The 18,609-nt window shown below is 44.8% G+C and carries 13 protein-coding genes and 1 pseudogene; 10 read left to right on the plus strand and 4 right to left on the minus strand.

The genetic code is table 11. The features are described from left to right. Positions 1-95 (plus strand): annotated as a pseudogene (locus L2744_RS15665) (IS982 family transposase); the annotation flags it as partial. Between the two features lie 7 nt (positions 96-102). On the opposite strand, the gene L2744_RS15670 reads toward L2744_RS15665, so the two are convergent. Both L2744_RS15670 and gltB read right to left on the minus strand, forming a co-directional pair. After that, positions 103-1,509, minus strand: coding sequence for a glutamate synthase small subunit GltD family protein (locus L2744_RS15670; protein ID WP_248992800.1), 1,407 nt, complete (start codon positions 1,507-1,509; stop codon positions 103-105). A 6-nt stretch (positions 1,510-1,515) separates the two neighbouring features. Further along, complete coding sequence (gene gltB, locus L2744_RS15675) at positions 1,516-5,964, minus strand: glutamate synthase large subunit (RefSeq protein ID WP_248992801.1); 4,449 nt, start codon at positions 5,962-5,964, stop codon at positions 1,516-1,518. A gap of 582 nt (positions 5,965-6,546) precedes the next feature. On the opposite strand from gltB, the gene mnmL reads away from it, so the two are divergent. The 3 genes from mnmL (at position 6,547) to oxyR (ending at position 9,434) form a co-directional block, all read left to right on the plus strand. Then, positions 6,547-7,476, plus strand: coding sequence for a tRNA modification radical SAM protein MnmL/YtqA (gene mnmL, locus L2744_RS15680; RefSeq protein ID WP_248992802.1), 930 nt, complete (start codon positions 6,547-6,549; stop codon positions 7,474-7,476). A 191-nt stretch (positions 7,477-7,667) separates the two neighbouring features. Beyond that, positions 7,668-8,033 carry an Hpt domain-containing protein gene (locus L2744_RS15685; RefSeq protein WP_248992803.1) on the plus strand — a complete coding sequence of 122 codons (366 nt, stop codon included), beginning with the start codon at positions 7,668-7,670 and terminating at the stop codon, positions 8,031-8,033. 489 nt (positions 8,034-8,522) lie between these two features. Further along, positions 8,523-9,434, plus strand: a complete 912-nt coding sequence (gene oxyR / locus L2744_RS15690; RefSeq protein ID WP_248992804.1) for a hydrogen peroxide-inducible genes transcriptional activator OxyR — start codon at positions 8,523-8,525, stop codon at positions 9,432-9,434. 54 nt (positions 9,435-9,488) lie between these two features. On the opposite strand, the gene L2744_RS15695 is transcribed toward oxyR, so the two are convergent. Further along, complete coding sequence (locus L2744_RS15695) at positions 9,489-10,556, minus strand: adenylate/guanylate cyclase domain-containing protein (protein WP_248992805.1); 1,068 nt, start codon at positions 10,554-10,556, stop codon at positions 9,489-9,491. A gap of 122 nt (positions 10,557-10,678) precedes the next feature. After that, positions 10,679-11,350 (minus strand): DNA mismatch repair endonuclease MutH, encoded by a 672-nt coding sequence (mutH, locus tag L2744_RS15700; protein WP_248992806.1) that lies wholly within the window; start codon positions 11,348-11,350, stop codon positions 10,679-10,681. A 687-nt stretch (positions 11,351-12,037) separates the two neighbouring features. Here mutH and rppH point away from each other — a divergent pair. The 6 genes from rppH (at position 12,038) to nhaA (ending at position 18,608) form a co-directional block, all read left to right on the plus strand. Beyond that, positions 12,038-12,562: an RNA pyrophosphohydrolase gene (gene rppH / locus L2744_RS15705; RefSeq protein WP_248992807.1), complete on the plus strand. Its 525-nt coding sequence runs from the start codon at positions 12,038-12,040 to the stop codon at positions 12,560-12,562. A gap of 22 nt (positions 12,563-12,584) precedes the next feature. Next, positions 12,585-14,819, plus strand: coding sequence for a phosphoenolpyruvate--protein phosphotransferase (gene ptsP / locus L2744_RS15710; RefSeq protein ID WP_248992808.1), 2,235 nt, complete (start codon positions 12,585-12,587; stop codon positions 14,817-14,819). A 59-nt stretch (positions 14,820-14,878) separates the two neighbouring features. After that, on the plus strand, positions 14,879-15,679 hold the full coding sequence (locus L2744_RS15715; protein WP_248992809.1) for a sulfite exporter TauE/SafE family protein: 801 nt from the start codon (positions 14,879-14,881) through the stop codon (positions 15,677-15,679). Positions 15,680-15,721: 42 nt separating this feature from the next. Further along, positions 15,722-16,528, plus strand: coding sequence for a prolipoprotein diacylglyceryl transferase (gene lgt, locus L2744_RS15720; protein WP_248992810.1), 807 nt, complete (start codon positions 15,722-15,724; stop codon positions 16,526-16,528). After that, entirely contained in the window at positions 16,528-17,322 is a 795-nt protein-coding gene (gene thyA / locus L2744_RS15725) for a thymidylate synthase (protein ID WP_248992811.1), read from the plus strand. Before lgt ends, thyA begins: the two co-directional genes overlap by 1 nt. Positions 17,323-17,438: 116 nt before the next feature. Beyond that, positions 17,439-18,608, plus strand: a complete 1,170-nt coding sequence (gene nhaA, locus L2744_RS15730) for a Na+/H+ antiporter NhaA (RefSeq protein ID WP_248992812.1) — start codon at positions 17,439-17,441, stop codon at positions 18,606-18,608. Position 18,609 lies beyond the last annotated feature (1 nt).

Here is an 18,609-nt window from a genome sequence, read left to right on the forward strand (position 1 = left end):
TTGCGGGACTTATCGCCTATCAATTGAAAGACAATAAGCCACAACTGAACATCACTAACGCAGAGTTTAATGCTATTGCAGTTATGGCTTGTTAAACCGATCTCAGGTTAAGTAGTTAAGAATACCTTGTGCAGCATCACGACCTTCAGCAATGGCAGTCACTACTAAGTCAGAGCCACGCACCATATCACCACCGGCAAACACTTTCGGATTGGTGGTTTGGAATGGATTATCGGCTAACTTACTCGCTTTGACTCGGCCCCATTGATCGAGCTCGATACCGTGTTCGGCAAACCAAGGCGCAGGGCTAGGTTGGAAACCAAAGGCAATAATAATCGCATCGGCTTCGAGCAATTGTTCGCTACCGGCAATCGCTTCGGCGCGTTGACGACCGCTCGCATCGGCTTTACCCATGGCGGTTTCGATGCATTCAATCCCGATCACTTTGCCATCTTGGGTTTTAATCGCCACAGGTTGACGGTTAAACAGGAAGTGAACCCCTTCCTCGCGCGCATTTTGCACTTCGCGGCGTGAGCCTGGCATGTTGGCTTCGTCACGGCGGTAAGCGCACACTACGCTGCCGGCACCTTGCCTGACTGCGGTGCGTACACAATCCATCGCGGTATCACCACCGCCTAATACCACAACACGTTTACCTTCAAGATTCAGGTAGGGCGTTTGCGCATCTTGAGTGCCCATTAAGTGATGGGTGTTACCAATCAAATAGGGCAGGGCTTGGTATACGCCTTGCGCATCTTCACCCTCAAGACCCGCTTTCATTGCGGTATAGGTGCCCATACCGAGGAATACGGCATCGTACTCTTCGAGTAGTTTAGTGAATGGGACGTCCTTGCCCACAGTGACGCCGAGTTTGAACTCAATGCCCATGCCTTCTAATACACTACGGCGGGTCGCCATGACGGCCTTGTCGAGTTTAAAAGAGGGAATACCGTAGGTGAGTAGTCCACCAATTTGTGGATATTTATCAAAGACGACGGCTTTAACACCGTTGCGAGACAGAATATCCGCGCAGCCTAAACCCGCAGGACCTGCACCGACAATCGCCACGCGTTCAGCGCGCGGTGTTACTTTGCTCATATCGGGGCGCCAGCCTTGAGCGATCGCGGTGTCGGTAATGTATTTTTCGACATTACCGATAGTCACAGCACCAAACTCGTCGTTCAGGGTGCAAGCGCCTTCGCAGAGTCTGTCCTGCGGGCAAACGCGGCCGCAGATTTCGGGCAGAGTGTTGGTTTCATGCACTAAATCCGCCGCTTCCATAATGCGACCTTGCTCCGCCAGCTTTAGCCAGTTGGGAATATAATTGTGTAGTGGACATTTCCACTCACAATAAGGATTACCGCAATCCAAACAGCGATCCGCTTGCTCTGCCACTTGAGGCTGAGCAAAAGGCTGATAAATCTCAATAAACTGAGTCGCACGTTTTGCCGCAGGGTGTTTAGCGGGGTCTTTACGACCCACTTCAATAAATTGAAAATCGTTACTCATGCGCCATTACCCCGCTTTTACAACTAATTCAGGGCTCGATTGCTCTAACTTGAGCAGATCGGCCACGGCAATATTTTTAGGTTTCACTAATACGAAGCAATCTAACCAGTTAGCAAAATCACTTAAGATCATCTTGGCATGCTCACTGCCTGTTTCGGCGACATGGGTTTCAATCAGACCCTTCAAATGTTGTTGATGGATAGGGGATTCGAGTTTTTGAGTATCGACGAGCTCAGTATTCACACGACGATTGAAGCGGCCAAATTGATCGAACACATAGGCAAAGCCACCCGTCATACCTGCGCCGAAGTTCACCCCAGTTTTACCAAGGACGACGACGATACCGCTGGTCATATATTCACAGCCGTTATCGCCAAGCCCTTCAACCACAGCAATCGCCCCTGAGTTACGTACCGCAAAACGCTCGCCAGCTTGACCTGCGGCGAAGAACTTACCGCCTGTCGCGCCATAAAGACAAGTGTTACCCACGATGGCGCTGCGCTCACTCTGGAACGGGCTGCCAATTGGCGGATAAATTACTATCTGCCCGCCAGACATGCCTTTACCGACATAGTCGTTGGCATCGCCGCAGAGTTTTAGCTCAAGACCTGGGCTGTTCCATACGCCAAAGCTTTGGCCTGCACTGCCGTTAAAGCTCAGTTTGATTGGTGCTTTCGTGCCTTTTACGCCAAGCGTGCTCGCGATATAGCCAGATAACGTCGCGCCAACGGAGCGGTCTGTGTTGTTGATGCTATAAGCGGCATCGAAACATTCGCCTTTATCGACGGCGCTTTGGCACTCGTTCAATAGGTGTTGATTAAGCAATCCCAAATCCGCAGGGGGATTGGTTTCTTTCCAAGTTCGGGCCGACGTGGCGGGTACCTTGGGTTGATACAGGATGGGCGATAAATCGAGGCCCTGTTGTTTTGCCGTTTGCCCTTCAAGGGTATGCAACCATTCGCTGCGACCGACTAAGTCTTCAAACTTGCTCACCCCTAAGGTCGCCATCCATTCACGCACTTCCTCTGCCACAAACTCAAAGTAAGTCATCACTCGCTCTGGCAGACCATGGTAATGGTTGTCACGCAGGTTTTTGTCTTGAGTCGCAACGCCCGTCGCGCAGTTGTTCAAGTGGCAAATACGCAGGTATTTACAACCAAGGGCAATCATGGGCACAGTACCAAAACCAAAGCTCTCAGCACCTAAGAGCGCGGCTTTAATGACATCTGTCCCCGTTTTTAAACCGCCATCGACTTGCAGACGAATTTTATGACGTAGACCGTTTTCGACCAGAGATTGGTGCACTTCGGCTAACCCTAGTTCCCACGGGCTACCCGCATATTTTACTGAGGTGATTGGGCTGGCACCTGTGCCGCCGTCGTAACCTGAAATAGTGATCATATCGGCATAGGCTTTTGCCACGCCGGTGGCGATAGTGCCTACACCAGGTTCTGACACGAGTTTCACTGAAATCAGCGCTTTGGTGTTAATTTGCTTCAAATCGAAAATCAGCTGGGCTAAATCTTCGATAGAGTAAATGTCATGGTGCGGTGGCGGTGAAATCAAGGTTACACCTGGACGTGCGTGACGCAGTCCAGCGATTTCCACACTGACTTTATGGCCGGGTAACTGGCCGCCTTCACCGGGTTTTGCCCCTTGGGCGACTTTAATTTGCAGTACATCGGCGTTAACTAAGTAGTGCGCTGTAACGCCAAAGCGCGCCGAGGCAATCTGTTTAATCGCAGAATTTCGTTCAGTATTAAAACGACGTGCATCCTCACCACCTTCTCCTGAATTTGAACGGCCGCCTAAGCGGTTCATCGCAATGGAGAGGGCTTCGTGGGCTTCAGGGCTCAGGGCGCCGATACTCATGGCCGCACTGTCAAAACGTGAATATAGACCTGATGCAGCTTCTACATCGGCGATATCAATTGCCGTTTGCGTACCTTTAATGCCGATGAGGTCGCGTAGTGTCGCGATAGGGCGATTGTCGACTAACTCAGCAAACTTTTTATAGGTCGCAAAGCTTTTATCAATTAAAGAAGCTTGCAAGGTGTTGACTACATCTGGGTTAAAGCAGTGATATTCACCGCCTTCAACATATTTAAGTAAACCACCTTGAGGTAATGGCACATGGGCACGGTAGGCCGCTTTATGCAAAATAGCTTGGTCTTGGGCGATTTCAGCAAAGCCTGCACCCTCAATGCGGCTGATCACGCCCTTAAAGCACTGTTCAATCACTTCGCTGGCGATACCTATCGCTTCAAACTGTTGGCTACAACGGTAAGAGCCAACAGTGCTGATGCCCATTTTTGACATGATCTTACGCAGACCTTTTTCAATGCCGTAACGGAAATTCAGCATTAATGCAATCGTATCGGTTAAACCATGGCGTTTCGCAAGATCGGAGATTGATTCGTACACTAGGTATGGATAAATGGCTGTTGCACCAAAACCGATTAGTACTGCAAAGTGATGTGGATCTCGCGCCGATGCGGTTTCAACAATGATGTTGGTATCGCAGCGTAGGCTTTTATTAACCAGCATTTGCTGTACTGACCCGACGGCCATGGCTGCAGGGATGACTTGTGCGGATTTATCAACAGCACGATCGGATAATATAAGTAATGTCGTTCCACTACGGGCTAAACGCTCAGCTTCGGCTGTAATACGGCGAATGGCATTTTCTAGCCCTTCTTGGGGGGCGTAATTTAAATCGACGATATTAGCGCGATAGTAAGTGCTATCTAATCCTAGTAACTGATTAAAATCACTGAATAATAAAATCGGTGAATTGAACATCACGCGGTAGGCATGACCCGTAGTTTCATTAAATAAGTTTTGTTCGCGACCAATACAGGTCGCTAATGACATCACGTGTTTTTCGCGCAGTGGATCGATGGGGGGGTTAGTCACTTGAGCGAATTTCTGTCGGAAATAGTCATACAGCGAACGTGACTTTTTCGACAATACTGCCATCGGTGTATCATCACCCATTGAACCTGTGGCTTCTTCACCTTGTTTTGCTAATACCCAAATAACTTGTTCTAGCTCTTCGCGGGTATAACCAAATTGCTTTTGATATTGCAGCAATTGTTCTGGACTTAATTCGCTAGCGCCATGTTGCTCTGTCGCGAGCTTTTCGGCGGGAATTAATGTACGACTGTTTTTCGCCATCCACTCTTTGTAGGGGTGACGGCGCTTAAGATCGTTATCGATCTCAAAGGATTGATATAGACGGCCGTTTAAAGTATCTAATACCAATAGCTCACCCGGTCCGACTCGGCCTTTTTCGATCACTTCATCGGCGGCATAATCCCAAATACCGACTTCGGAGGCTAGGGTCAAAATCCGATCCTTAGTGATCACATAGCGCGATGGGCGCAGACCGTTACGGTCAACTGCGCAGGCGGCGTGGCGACCGTTAGTCATTACAATACCTGCTGGGCCATCCCAAGGTTCCATATGCATGGAGTTGAAGTCGTAGAAGGCTTTTAACTCGTCATCCATTTCTGGATTACTCTGCCATGCAGGCGGGATCAACAGTCGCATGGCACGGTATAAGTCCATACCGCCGGATAGCAGCATTTCTAACATGTTATCTAAGGATGAAGAGTCTGAGCCCGTTTCATTCACAAAAGGCGCTGCTTGTTGTAAATCCGGCAGTAGTGGCGAGTTAAACTTATAGGCACGGGCGCGAGCCCATTGACGGTTACCCGTAATGGTATTGATTTCACCATTATGTGCTAAATACCTAAACGGCTGAGCTAATGGCCATTTAGGGGAGGTATTGGTTGAGAAACGCTGGTGAAATAAGCAGATAGAACTTTTTAAGCGAATGTCCGCCAAATCAGGATAAAAGGCTGGCAAGTCCACCGGCATCATCAGGCCTTTGTAGACAATGACTTGGCCAGACAAACTCGCGACATAGAAATCTTTATCATCGGTAATTTGTTGTTCTAAACGGCGGCGCGCCATATATAGGCGACGTTCGAGATCTTTTTCACGCCAACCGATAGGGGCGTTGATCAGCACCTGATAAATCTGCGGCAGGCTAGCCTTGCCGATTTCACCTAATACGTCGGGATTGACTGGCACTTTGCGCCAACCTGCAATACTTAAGGTTTCGCGCTCGAGTTCGCGCTCAAGGATAAACTTAGCTTGGTCTGCCAGTTCTTCATTTTGGCTTAAAAACAGCATACCCACGGCAAATTTTCGGCTTAGGTGCCAGTCATTTTCCGATGCAATGGCTTCAAAAAACTGTACGGGCAGTTGCATTAAAAGACCACAACCATCGCCAGTGCGACCGTCGGAGGCGATACCGCCACGATGTTTCATTCGATCGAGGCCATGAATAGCCGTGCGCACAATACGGTGGCTGGCTTCGCCATCCATTTGTGCTATCAACCCAAAACCACAATTGTCCCGCTCAAAACTGGGATGATATAAGCTCATACAAAAAACCTCTCTAGACCTCAACTAAATTACTTCTCGGGGAGAAAATGTAAAGACTTTCTATATATGCACCCGAACCACCCAAATTAGCCTGAGATTCACTAAAGGTCAAACCAAAAATTTGCATAAAATATGGGTATTAATTCATATTTGATACACAAAGCATAATAACATTACGTTAACGTCAACTGGTGAAAGTGCTGTATAACATTATGAATAAAAAGAATTTTAAAAAGGTTAAAACTCATGATTTACTAAAATGTAACATGGAGTGGGATTGTTTTTGATTTACAGATAGTGATTTTTATTGCAAATACAGTGTCAAAATAAAAATTTATAAGAAGTGAATTATTATTCTGTTTATTTGTGAGCTATATCGCTAAATGTAAGTTAAATGCAGGAGGAAGTGCACATTTTTGATGATAGTTTTGACTATCTATTTGGAGTTTGATTTATGACGAAGAAATACGTTTCTTCTTTGTTTACAATAAGCTTTTTCTTCTATTCAATCACTTTTTTTCTAGCAGAAACTTTATCCTGGTTATTTTAAATGAAGCAATATCACATTCGGCTGGTGCTTTAATGGGGCTTAATGCATACGTCAACACATTCGGCGCAGTCTGTAAGGCTAAATACGGTGCGAGATTACGCAAACTTACAATAGACGCAAAGTTCACTTGCCCTAATCGTGATGGGACGGTTGGCCGAGGGGGATGTACTTTCTGTAACGTGGCATCATTTAGTCATCAAACGCAGGAAGAACAGAGTATTACTGAGCAACTCAAGCAAGGAAAAATGCGTTATCGTGAGGCAAGGCCAGAAGTTAATGCTGATAAATTTATTGCATATTTTCAGGCTTACACTAGCACTTATGATGAATATCAAGTGTTGATGACCAAGTACGATGAGGCGGTTAGAGATGGAGAAATAGTGGGTTTGTGTGTAGGAACTCGTCCCGATTGTGTGCCAGACAATGTACTTGATTTACTGGTAAGTTACCAAGAAAAGGGCGTCGATGTTTGGTTAGAGCTCGGGCTGCAGACTGCGAACGATACAACACTAACAAAGATTAATCGCGGCCATGATTTTGCTTGTTATTGTGATACTGTCCTAAGGGCAAGGAGCCGGGGGTTGAAGGTGTGTACTCATCTTATTCTTGGTTTACCTAATGAAACTCATAATGACTATATGGCAACACTAAAAGCTGTTCTTAATCATGGTGTTGATGGACTTAAATTGCATCCACTGCATATTGTTGAAGGTAGCACTATGGCCAAGGCTTGGCGAAGTGGACGCTTACCTTTGTTGCAACTTGAAGATTATGCTGCAAGTGTGGGTGAACTCATTCGTCACACACCAAAAGAAGTTATTTTCCATCGAGTTACCGCCTATGCTAAAAAACCAATATTGCTTGCACCTGATTGGTGTGCTTATCGTTGGGATGGATTAGTGGCGATTGTCGATAATTTGGCGCTTTATGGTGGACAAGGGCAAGCATTAGAGGGACGATAGTAGCGAAGTAGCCACAGTTCAAATGCTATCTATCGTGATGGAAATAAGATAGTGTTGATTTCAAGTGGTTGATTTTTTGAAAATAAATTTGTTTTTGGATATCAAATACTGCTATAGGTTGCACTGCCAATTTTAGTGGGTATCATGTCCTCAATTTGATTTACGCATTGAACTACTTAAGGGAGGCCTAGATGGCCACAGTTGAATTAGAAGCAATCCTAGATCTCAATACTCTGGAACAGTACTGTAGTGCTATTGGTGCCGCTACCCTCTTGAAGAGTGTTGTATTATTTGAGCAACTAATGCCTGAATATGTGGGTAATCTAGTAAAGGCTAACGATGCTGCAGATAAAGATACCCTGTGTTCTGAGGCTCATAAGTTTAAGGGGGCTGCAGGCTCGGTTGGTTTGAAGCGTATCCAACAAGTTGCCCAATTACTGCAACATGGTGAAGAAGCACGTTGGGAAGTAGAACACGGTATTTGGGTTGCTCAAATTGTTGAGTTTGCAAGTGCCGATCTGCAACAGCTAAAGCAGTTTCTTCAGGCAAAAGTGTAACGTTGCCTGTACAATTGGCGCAGTCCGATAGCAAGTGATGGCTGCGCTAATCGTCACATAATACTGTTCGTTTTTCTATATGGATAAGCTAGACGTATTGATGTTTTGGGGGATTTTCTCGCGGTTTGTTGCTATTTTATGCAAGGGATGGTTCACGTAGTTATTCTGCATAAATGGGTGATAACGCAGCAGAAATGCCAGCCAAACGTTCCCGAAGTAAGATCTTACTCTTTTTGTTACCGCTGCTCGTCACTTATTTAGAATAACTAAATATCGTTTCTCGTTTTTGGAAGTACAACCTTGCCAAATAGCGCAAAATTTAATCTCGGAATATCAAAACACCCTAATTTGAACTATGTGCGCAGTTGCGCAATCTGCTGAATATCGATTCTGCTCACACTCTTGATAACTAATGCCACGTTATTGTTGATAATTTATGCTAGAGTAGATTTAATTTATTAATTCATAACCTTACTGGCAATCGATAAAATGAAAAGTTTACCTAGTCTAAAGAATTTATTTTATTTGGTGAATCTCCATCAAGAGCAAAACTTTAACCGCGCCGCTAAGGTGTGTTTTGTGAGCCAGTCGACTCTGTCCAGTGGGATCCAAAATTTAGAGGAGCAGCTAGGCCATCAATTAATCGAGCGTGATCATAAGTCATTTATGTTTACTGCCATTGGTGAAGAAGTGGTACAACGCTGCCGTAAGATCCTCACTGATGTTGATGATTTAGTAGAGCTAGTTAAAAATCAAGGTGAGCCAATGACAGGGGATATACGTCTAGGCTGTATTCCCACAATTGCCCCCTTTCTACTGAGCCGTGTTGTGCGCCAATGTCAGCAAGCTTATCCCGCGATGAGTTTGTTGTTAAAAGAAGATACGACTGAGCGTTTATTAGATGCCTTAGGGAAAGGAGAGTTAGATTTATTGATCCTTGCCCTGCCCGTTGACACCAGTGGTTACCACAGTATGAAGGTTGGGATAGACCCATTCAAAATGGTGATCCATAAGGATTTGGCTGGCGGTATTCATCAACCTATTGATTATCAAACATTACCGGATGAGAGTATTTTTTTACTGCAAAGTGAACATTGTATTACAGGCCATGCAATCACGGCTTGTCAGTTGGGTGATAGTGCCAAGGTTAACCCGTTTGCAGCAACCAGTTTGCATACCTTAGTACAGATGGTAAACAGTAAATTAGGGACGACTTTCTTACCACAAATGGCGATTGATGCTGGCATCTTAAACGATACCGATCTCGTGGTAATGGCACCGCCAGGTGAGGCGCCCTATCGTGATATAGGATTAGTTTGGAGACAAACTACCAGCCGTATTTTAACTTTCCGAGCCTTAGGGTTAATGATCCAAAAGCTGCTGACAAAAGACGTCGAGTAATAGCGCTTTCGAGTCAGTTTGGAACTAAGTACGCAAATTAACGAGTGATGAATGTTAAAGAGGGGAAACGCCAAACACTTCAATCGAGTGTTGTTTTCCTTTTAGCTTGATTGGACCTAGGTTGGTTAGGCGATATTCACTGTTTGGATTATCCAAGCGTCCTGCTAAAGCCCCTGACACTAACATACGTTGTCCTAGGGGATTACACTGATCTTGTAGTCTTGCTAACGTATTGAGCACATCACTAAAGAAACTAATTTCTTGTTTCTGTACCCCGACAACGGCTGCCACAACTTGTCCACAATGGGCGGCAGCCTTAAACTTAGGAACAAAACCGTAGTGTTCCTCAAAGTAGCGTCTTTGCCAGTTAAGCTGCTGGCTAAATTCAAAATAGATATTCATGCAACGGTCATGCACCACGCCTTCTTCTAACGGCCAATGAATAAGGACTGCATCACCCATATAACGATATATTTCGGCTTCATTATTGGTCACAGTTTCTGACAATAGGCTAAAGCTGTCTTGGATTAAACGACTAAAACGGTAATCACCAAGTGACTCGGCGTGTGTGGTGGAAGCAACCATATCCAAGTAAAGAAATAAACGCTGTTCATACCGTGGCTTATGGTATTTACCCATACCGATATTGAGCAAAATGCGTGGACCTACTAATAACGCCATTTGTTCAACAAAGGCTAAACTGACACGCACAACAACAAGGTAAACAATGAGTGCTTGAAAGGATGTGCTGTATAGAATGTGTGCTGTGAGCATTTGTCTTAGGGTCGACATATGGTTTTCTACGGCCCACATATTTAAGAATTGGGTAATATATGCCAAGGTCGTTGCGCCTAGTAATAGGAACAATCCTTTAAAAATGACTGAAAATATGTAGGGGAGGCGATTGATTGCACTAAAGTCGGCAATTAAATTTGACATCCAATGCAGGCTGCCAAAGATGATCCCCATATAAACGGCAAGGGTAGCAAGATCGGCTGAGCCTACCGCCCATTGGGGCAGTTCTGGTGATTGTGCATATCGAAAAAACACGAAAGCAGCCATGGCAATAGCCCAAGCTAATATCGCAAAAAGAAGTTTTTTCGCTTGTCTACGTGCTCTCACGACTCGATTTTTATCCGAATACGACCATTATTTCAGGATGCCGTAGTTTATAGAAAATCAGTACCAAAGTGCTAGTGAAATTTGTGATCTGGATCAATACAAGTCCATATCGTTACTAAAATTTAACCAAAAACCTTATCTAGTATCATGGCTGTAAAAGTGGTCTTTAAATAAAAGCCGCGAGGGTTGGTCATTTTGACGCTACCATTTTCGGCAATGCTTTGTGTCAGAGAGCGGCTATTGGCTGCTTTAGGGCGCAATTGTAATACTTCGCCATGGCGAGCGGTGAGTTTTTCCACCTTTCCTAGAGCAATAAGCTCCATGATTTCTTCCCAATCCTGTTTTAATAGACGTAACTCATTGGGATCCGGTTGCCATAAAATTGGTGTGCCAATGCGACGATCGCCTATGGGTATGTGTCTTTCTCCTTCTACGGGAACCCAAAGAACTCGCTGTAGTTTGTGGCAAACTAGACTGTTTTCCCAAGTTAACCCCTCGATTTGCGTGAGGGGAGCGACGCACACATAGGTGGTTTCTAGCGGTCGTCCCTGTGCATTTATGGGGATAGTTTTGAGTTCTACACCTAGATGTAAAAAATCTTGTTCTGGCTTGGAGCCCGCTGTTGCTCCCAATTCCATTTCAATTAGTTGACCAACCCAACCTTTATCACGCTTAAGATCTTTGGGGACGGGGATCCCCCTATGGGTTGCAATTTGTGCCAAACTCACGCCAGCCATCATATTGGCACGCTCGAGTAACTCAGTGAGATTTTCTGGAGGGATAATTGCTTTCATGGGCGAATTTTACTTAAAAATAGCCTCTTAGCAACCGTGGTTAAAAAATGCGCTGATAATTGGCGGTGGGAATATTTATTGTATTTTTCGCCTAAGATTATGATTTTATTTATTATATTATTGATAGTAAGAAGAGCTCTTTAAAGTGTTCAAAGTTACTCTCGGCTTTCCCTTACGTTCCCCACATACTTATCCACAGATATTATGGATAACTCCTAAAGTTAACGCCTTTATCCTAATAAAAAATGCAAGTCAATGCTAAAATCACCCGTTTTTTAGCGGAATGTGGACAGTTTTTAGAGTGTCTTGTGTATAACACTGGTATTGTTTTAGTCAGAAGTCGCTATTAACTTTTAAGGTTAAAAATTAACCTTAAATTATTTTTCGTCCTGAAATTTTAAAGTGTATTTTTTATGGTTATGAAATTTAATGGTTTTTCATTGTGCCTAATGAGCATTAAGGCTCACCAAATCAGATATTTTTTGAACGTTATAACAAGTTCACGAGAGTTTCAAACAGGGATATCCACAGAAAATGTGGATATCCCTAGGATCGCTCCCAGCTGTTTGTTGATAAATGATATTTATAGATGAATTTATCCCATGCTCGACTTAAAATAGAGGTTTGCTGAGAGACTGGCTTTATGAAACAATCGGATTATTAAAATTATCCTTATTCGGAGTCCATGTGATTGATAGCGACGGCTTTCGCGCAAATGTGGGCATAATAATTTGTAACAGATATGGTCAAGTCATGTGGGCTAGACGCTTTGGTCAACATTCTTGGCAATTTCCTCAAGGTGGTGTTGACGATGGTGAGTCGGCAGAGGAGGCTATGTACCGTGAGTTATATGAAGAAGTCGGCCTAAAACCAGAGCACGTGCATATATTAACCTCGACTCGTTCTTGGTTAAGATATCGTCTACCTAAGCGTTTAGTGAGGCAAGACAGTAAACCTGTATGCATTGGGCAAAAGCAAAAATGGTTTCTGTTACAATTGAAAAGCCAAGATAGTGCGATTAACTTAAGTTCTTCAGGGCATCCCGAGTTTGACGATTGGCGTTGGGTAAGTTATTGGTATCCAGTGCGGCAAGTCGTTTCATTTAAGCGTGATGTATATCGAAAGGTGATGAAAGAGTTTGCGGTAACGGCATTGTCATTCCAAACCCAGGAAATTCCGAGGAAGCGGGGAAGGCAAAAAACGACGGGCTGATTTTCAAAGAGGATTGAAAACAGTGTTAAATACGCTTAGGGATATTACGCAGGCTGTGGCATCTGCCCACAGTTTAGAAACCGCATTAGCAGTCTTAGTTTCATCCACTAAAGCGGCGATGGAAACCCAATGTTGCTCCATCTATATCCTAGAAGAGCAAGAGCTCGTGCTGTCTGCAACCGATGGTCTTGAAAAAAGTGCCGTTGGTCGTGTGCGCATGCCGTTGACACAGGGGTTAGTTGGACTCGTAGCCCAGCGTGAAGAGGCCGTCAACTTAGCGGATGCTAGGCTTCATCCAAGGTTTAAACTTTTCCCTGAGGTTGCTGAAGAAGAATACCGCGCATTTTTAGCTGTACCTATCATCTATCAGAAAGCTGTGGTTGGTGTGATAGTGGTACAGCAGGCAAGTGCTCGTCAGTTTAGCGAGGGAGAAGAAGCGTTTTTAATGACGCTTGCCGCCCAGCTTGCAATGGCTATACGCGGGTTAAAGCAAAAAGCTCAGGTAAGTTCACATAACCAACAGATTTTATTTCAAGGAACTTCAGCATCTAATGGTATCGCCATTGCTCACGCATTTGTGCTTGGTGGCGAAATCGCCCTTGAGCAGCCCGACGTGCGCTGTGAGGATGTTGCAGCTGAATCTAGCCGTTTAGTTGCTGCAATGGGACGTTGTAAGGAAGCTATTGGTGCCCTATCCCAACGTTTCGATCGTGAGCAAGATGAAGAAGTTGTCTCCATTTTTAATGCTTTGTTATTACTGCTTGATGATGCCAGCTTAGGCGGGGAATACGCCCGTGAAATATTGCAAGGTTGGGAAGCTGAATCTGCAGTGAGTAGAGTTTCTCTGCGTTATATCCAGCAGTTTTTAGCAATGGAAGACCCCTACCTTAAAGAGCGGGCCAGTGATATTCGCGACCTAGGTCAAAAGGTGTTGCGTCAGCTAATAGAGCCTGAGCGTCTTGAGCTTGAGCCCGATAAGCCCGTCATTCTGGTGACCCGTGAAGCCGACGCCACTATGTTGGCCGAATTCCCAAGACAAAAGCTTGCGGGGATAGTGACTGAGCTTGGTGGCGTAAATTCCCATGCGGCGATTTTAGCCCGTGCTCTTGGTGTCCCCGCTATTACGGGTGTTGAGCAATTACTGTCTGCGGATATAGATCAAAAACTATTAGTTGTGAATGCGAGCCGTGGGCAACTGATGGTATCACCATCGCCAGCCGTTGTAAGCGAATATCGCAGCTTGATTTCAGCGCAAAAAGCATTGCAACGCCAGTATGCGCAAGAATTGTCTTTACCCTCAGTAACCTTAGATGGTTCACGTATTCGTTTGTATTTAAATGCGGGATTACTCAGTGGCGTAGCCTCTGAAATTGCAGAAGGAGCCGATGGTATAGGGCTTTTTCGTACAGAAATCCCTTTTATGCTGCAACAGCGTTTCCCGAGTGAATCCGAGCAAGTTAAAGTCTATCAGCAAGTTTTGTTGGCCGCTTCAGGTCGTCCTGTGGTGATGCGGACTTTAGATGTGGGAGGGGATAAACCTCTGCCATATTTCCCGATTAAAGAGGATAACCCTTTCCTCGGTTGGCGTGGTATCCGTTTATCCCTTGATCATCCTGAACTTTTTTTAGTGCAGTTACGGGCGATGCTGCAGGCTGGTGCTGAGGGGGAGCAATTAAGTATTTTACTTCCAATGGTCAGTAACTTAGATGAGATTGACCAAGCTTTAGAATATTTGCATCAGGCATATATTGAACTGAAACATGACGTCAATAATAAGATAGTGATGCCGCGAATTGGCATTATGCTCGAAGTACCTGCGTTGCTATATCAATTAGATGAAGTGGCTAGACGGGTCGATTTTGTTTCTGTAGGGAGTAACGATCTTACCCAATATTTGCTAGCGGTTGATCGTAATAATCCGCGGGTCAGTTCTTTATTTGATAGTTACCATCCAGGCATTTTACGCGCTTTACATCAAGCTCACCTCGATTGTCTCTACCACAAACTCGATATTAGTATTTGTGGCGAGCTGGCTGGTGAGCCTATGGGCGCTATTTTGCTGGTGGCGATGGGATATGATCAATTGAGCATGAACCAAGGCAGCTTAGCACGGATAAACTATTTGCTTCGCCGCGTTGCTCGCGCTGATTTAGATCAGTTACTTTCGCAGGCGTTAAGTTTATCAAATGGTTTTCAAGTACGTGAGTTGGTTAAAGAATATTTGAATGAACAAGGTTTAGTCACAATTCTTAATTAACTAATCTCGTTTTTTGCTTTAAGCTAAGGCCTCAATATTATCGCGCTGTAGGTATTCGTGTGGATAGTTTGTTAACTGTGTTCTTTATTTGCTTGGCTCTAGGCGCATTTGTCGGGTTTATGGCGGGGTTATTAGGTATCGGTGGCGGTTTGATAGTCGTGCCAGCGCTACTTTATATCTTGCCATCTGTTGGCATTAGCTCAGCCCAGTTGCCCCATATAGCCATCGCCACTTCATTAGCCGCAATTATTCTGACATCCATTTCCTCAGCCAGAGCTCATCATAAGCGTGGCAATATCCCTTGGGGTTTATTTAGGACTATGCTGCCGGGGATTATTCTTGGGGCATTAACATCAGGTTTTATTGCTGAGCGTATTTCCGCTGCCACTTTGCAGCAGGGATTTGCGATATTTGTGGTGTTAATGTCGATTCAGATGGCCTATCCCTTCAAAGCCGAATCGAATCGTCAGTTACCCAGCGCGCCAGTATTATTCGTTGTAGCCGCGTTAGTTGCCATGATTGCAGGGCTGATGGGTATTGGTGGCGGGGTATTGTTAGTACCTTTTTTAACTTTTTTTGGTTTGCAGATGCGCTATGCCGTTGGTTTTTCGGCGGCGACAGGTTTGTTGATCTCTTTGTCTGGCAGTTTAGGGTATATCATTGCAGGCTTTAATGCGCCCGAGTTGCCCTATGGCACCTTAGGCTTTATCTATTTACCCGCCTTGTTTGGTTTAGTGATCACTTCAGTCTTGATGGCGCCAGTGGGTGTAAAAGCGGCGAGCACCTGGCCAACACCTGTACTTAAAAAGATATTTGCACTGTTACTTCTGTGTGTTGGTCTTAAGCTAATTCTGACCTAGTTTTTATTTTTGCCTCTGTTTGAGGCTGCTAATGGATGTGTTATGCCGCTGAGTTTTCCCGATATCGATCCGGTGATCGTATCATTTGGACCGTTTAATCTTTTTGGACAAACCTTTGAACCTGCGCTGCGTTGGTATGGTTTTACGTATCTAGTCGGATTTGTGGCGGCCATGTGGTTGTTGAACCGACAAGCCGATCGCTCAAAAGGGATATGGACGCGGGAGCAAGTCTCAGATTTACTTTTTTATGGCTTTCTTGGGGTGATTTTTGGCGGGCGCATTGGGTACGTGCTCTTCTATCATTTTGATTATTTCCTCGCAAGTCCTATGTATTTGTTTAAGATTTCTGAAGGTGGGATGTCTTTCCATGGTGGATTAATTGGTGTTATTAGCGCTATGATCTATATCGCTTGGAAGCAAAAACGTACTTTCTTTGCTGTGGCGGATATGGTTGCACCTGTCGTTCCTATTGGTTTAGGGGCGGGGCGCATTGGTAACTTTATCAATGGTGAACTTTGGGGACGCGTTACCGATGTACCTTGGGGTATGGTATTTCCTTCTGGCGGGGCAGAACCGCGCCATCCCTCACAGCTATACCAGTTTGCCCTAGAAGGTGTCGTGTTATTCCTCATTCTTTACTGGTTTAGCAAGCGCACAACAAAAGTCGGTGCGGTGTCGGGTATGTTCCTACTAGGCTACGGTATTTTCCGTGTTGTGGTAGAAACGGTAAGGCAGCCTGATGCACAATTGGGGCTTTATTGGGGCTTTATGACAATGGGACAGATCCTATCTGTGCCAATGATTTTATTCGGTTTATATTTAATTTTTCGTCCACAAGGTAAGCAGTAATGCAACAGTATTTAGACTTAATGAAGCACATTTTAGCTGAGGGTGTGGATAAATCAGATCGTACCGGTACTGGAACTCGTTCAGTATTTGGGTACCAAATGCGTTTTGATTTAAGCAAAGGGTTTCCCTTAGTCACGACTAAAAAATGCCACATGCGTTCCATTATCCATGAGTTACTGTGGTTTCTGAAAGGTGAGACTAACATTGCTTACCTTCGTGATAATAAAGTGAGTATTTGGGATGAGTGGGCCGATGACAATGGCGATTTAGGTCCAGTTTATGGCGCCCAGTGGCGCAGCTGGCCAACTCAGCGTGGTGATTCAATCGACCAGATTTCACAAGTTATAACGCAGATTAAATCTCAACCAGACTCTCGTCGCCTTATTGTTTCTGCTTGGAATGTTGGTGAACTCGATAAAATGGCTTTAGCGCCTTGCCATGCTTTTTTTCAGTTCTATGTGGCTGATGGCAAGTTATCCTGTCAGCTCTATCAGCGCAGTTGTGATGTTTTTCTCGGTTTGCCATTTAATATCGCCAGTTATGCATTGCTAACTATGATGGTTGCTCAGCAGTGTGATTTAGCGCTTGGCGATTTTGTGTGGACAGGCGGTGATACGCATTTGTATTCCAATCATATGGAACAAACGGCACTCCAATTAAGTCGTGAGCCAAAACCGTTGCCTTTGATGACGATTCTGCGTAAGCCCGAATCTATTTTCGATTATCAATTCGAAGATTTTGAACTGACAAATTACGAACCTCACCCCCATATCAAAGCTCCCGTCGCCGTTTAAGTGCACTTTTTCAGCTAACACCTCGGAATAACCGAGGTGTTTTGTCGAAACTTACGATTATACTAGTTGTTACTATTCGTCTACACTCAATTCATTATGGTTTTTCGGAGTGTAAGATGGAAAAAGCAATTAGAAATTTTCTGAGCCAAGAATCGGCCGGCGGTATCCTATTATTGGTTGCTGTTGCCTTAGCCATGCTGATGGCTAATTCTCCTTTATCAGGGCTTTATCAAGGATTTTTAGGGACTGATGTCCAAGTTCGCGTTGGTGCGTTAGATATCCATAAACCGTTATTGCTCTGGATTAACGATGGTCTAATGGCATTGTTCTTTCTGCTGATTGGGTTAGAGGTAAAGCGTGAATTGCTAGAGGGAGCATTATCAAGTGTTGCCCAAGCATCTCTGCCTACCTTTGCAGCGATTGGCGGAATGTTAGTTCCTGCGGGTGTCTATTTGCTATTTAACTATGGTGATCCTGTTACCCAAGCGGGTTGGGCGATTCCTGCTGCAACCGATATCGCTTTTGCGTTAGGTATTATGGCATTACTCGGTAATAGAGTCCCTGTTGCACTCAAAGTGTTCCTGTTGGCGCTCGCAATTATCGATGATCTCGGCGTTATTGTGATTATTGCGCTGTTTTATAGCACTGATCTATCAACCATCAGTTTAGTGATTGCGAGTTTAGCGATTGTCGGTCTTGTAGGTTTAAACTGTAAAGGTATTACCTCATTAGCACCCTACGGGATCTTAGGTTTGATTCTTTGGGTTGCGGTGCTCAAATCCGGTGTTCATGCCACTCTGGCTGGTGTCATCATTGCTTTTTGTATTCCACTGCGTGCCAAAGATGGGAGTTCACCCTCTGAGCACTTAGAACACAGTTTACATCCATGGAGTAACTTTCTGATTTTACCAGTGTTTGCCTTTGCAAATGCGGGCGTAGCTTTAGGTAATATGAGCTTAGATACCTTGCTTTCACCTGTTCCAGTAGGTATTGCGTTAGGTTTGGTCCTAGGTAAGCCCATTGGGGTGATGTTGTTTAGCTTTATCGCAGTCAAGCTTAAGTTAGCGCAATTACCCGATAATGTCGGATGGAAACAAATCGCGCCAGTGGCGGCTATGTGTGGTATCGGTTTTACTATGTCGATGTTCATTGCATCCTTGGCCTTTGAGCAAGCCGATCCTATGTACGGTGATTTAGCTCGGCTAGGAACTCTATTGGGTTCGATTATTGCGGCATTAGTTGGATATTTTTGGTTATCGAAAGTGTTACCTAAAAAAGGAGTATAAC

This window comes from Shewanella profunda (assembly GCF_023283765.1).
GTDB lineage: Bacteria > Pseudomonadota > Gammaproteobacteria > Enterobacterales > Shewanellaceae > Shewanella > Shewanella profunda.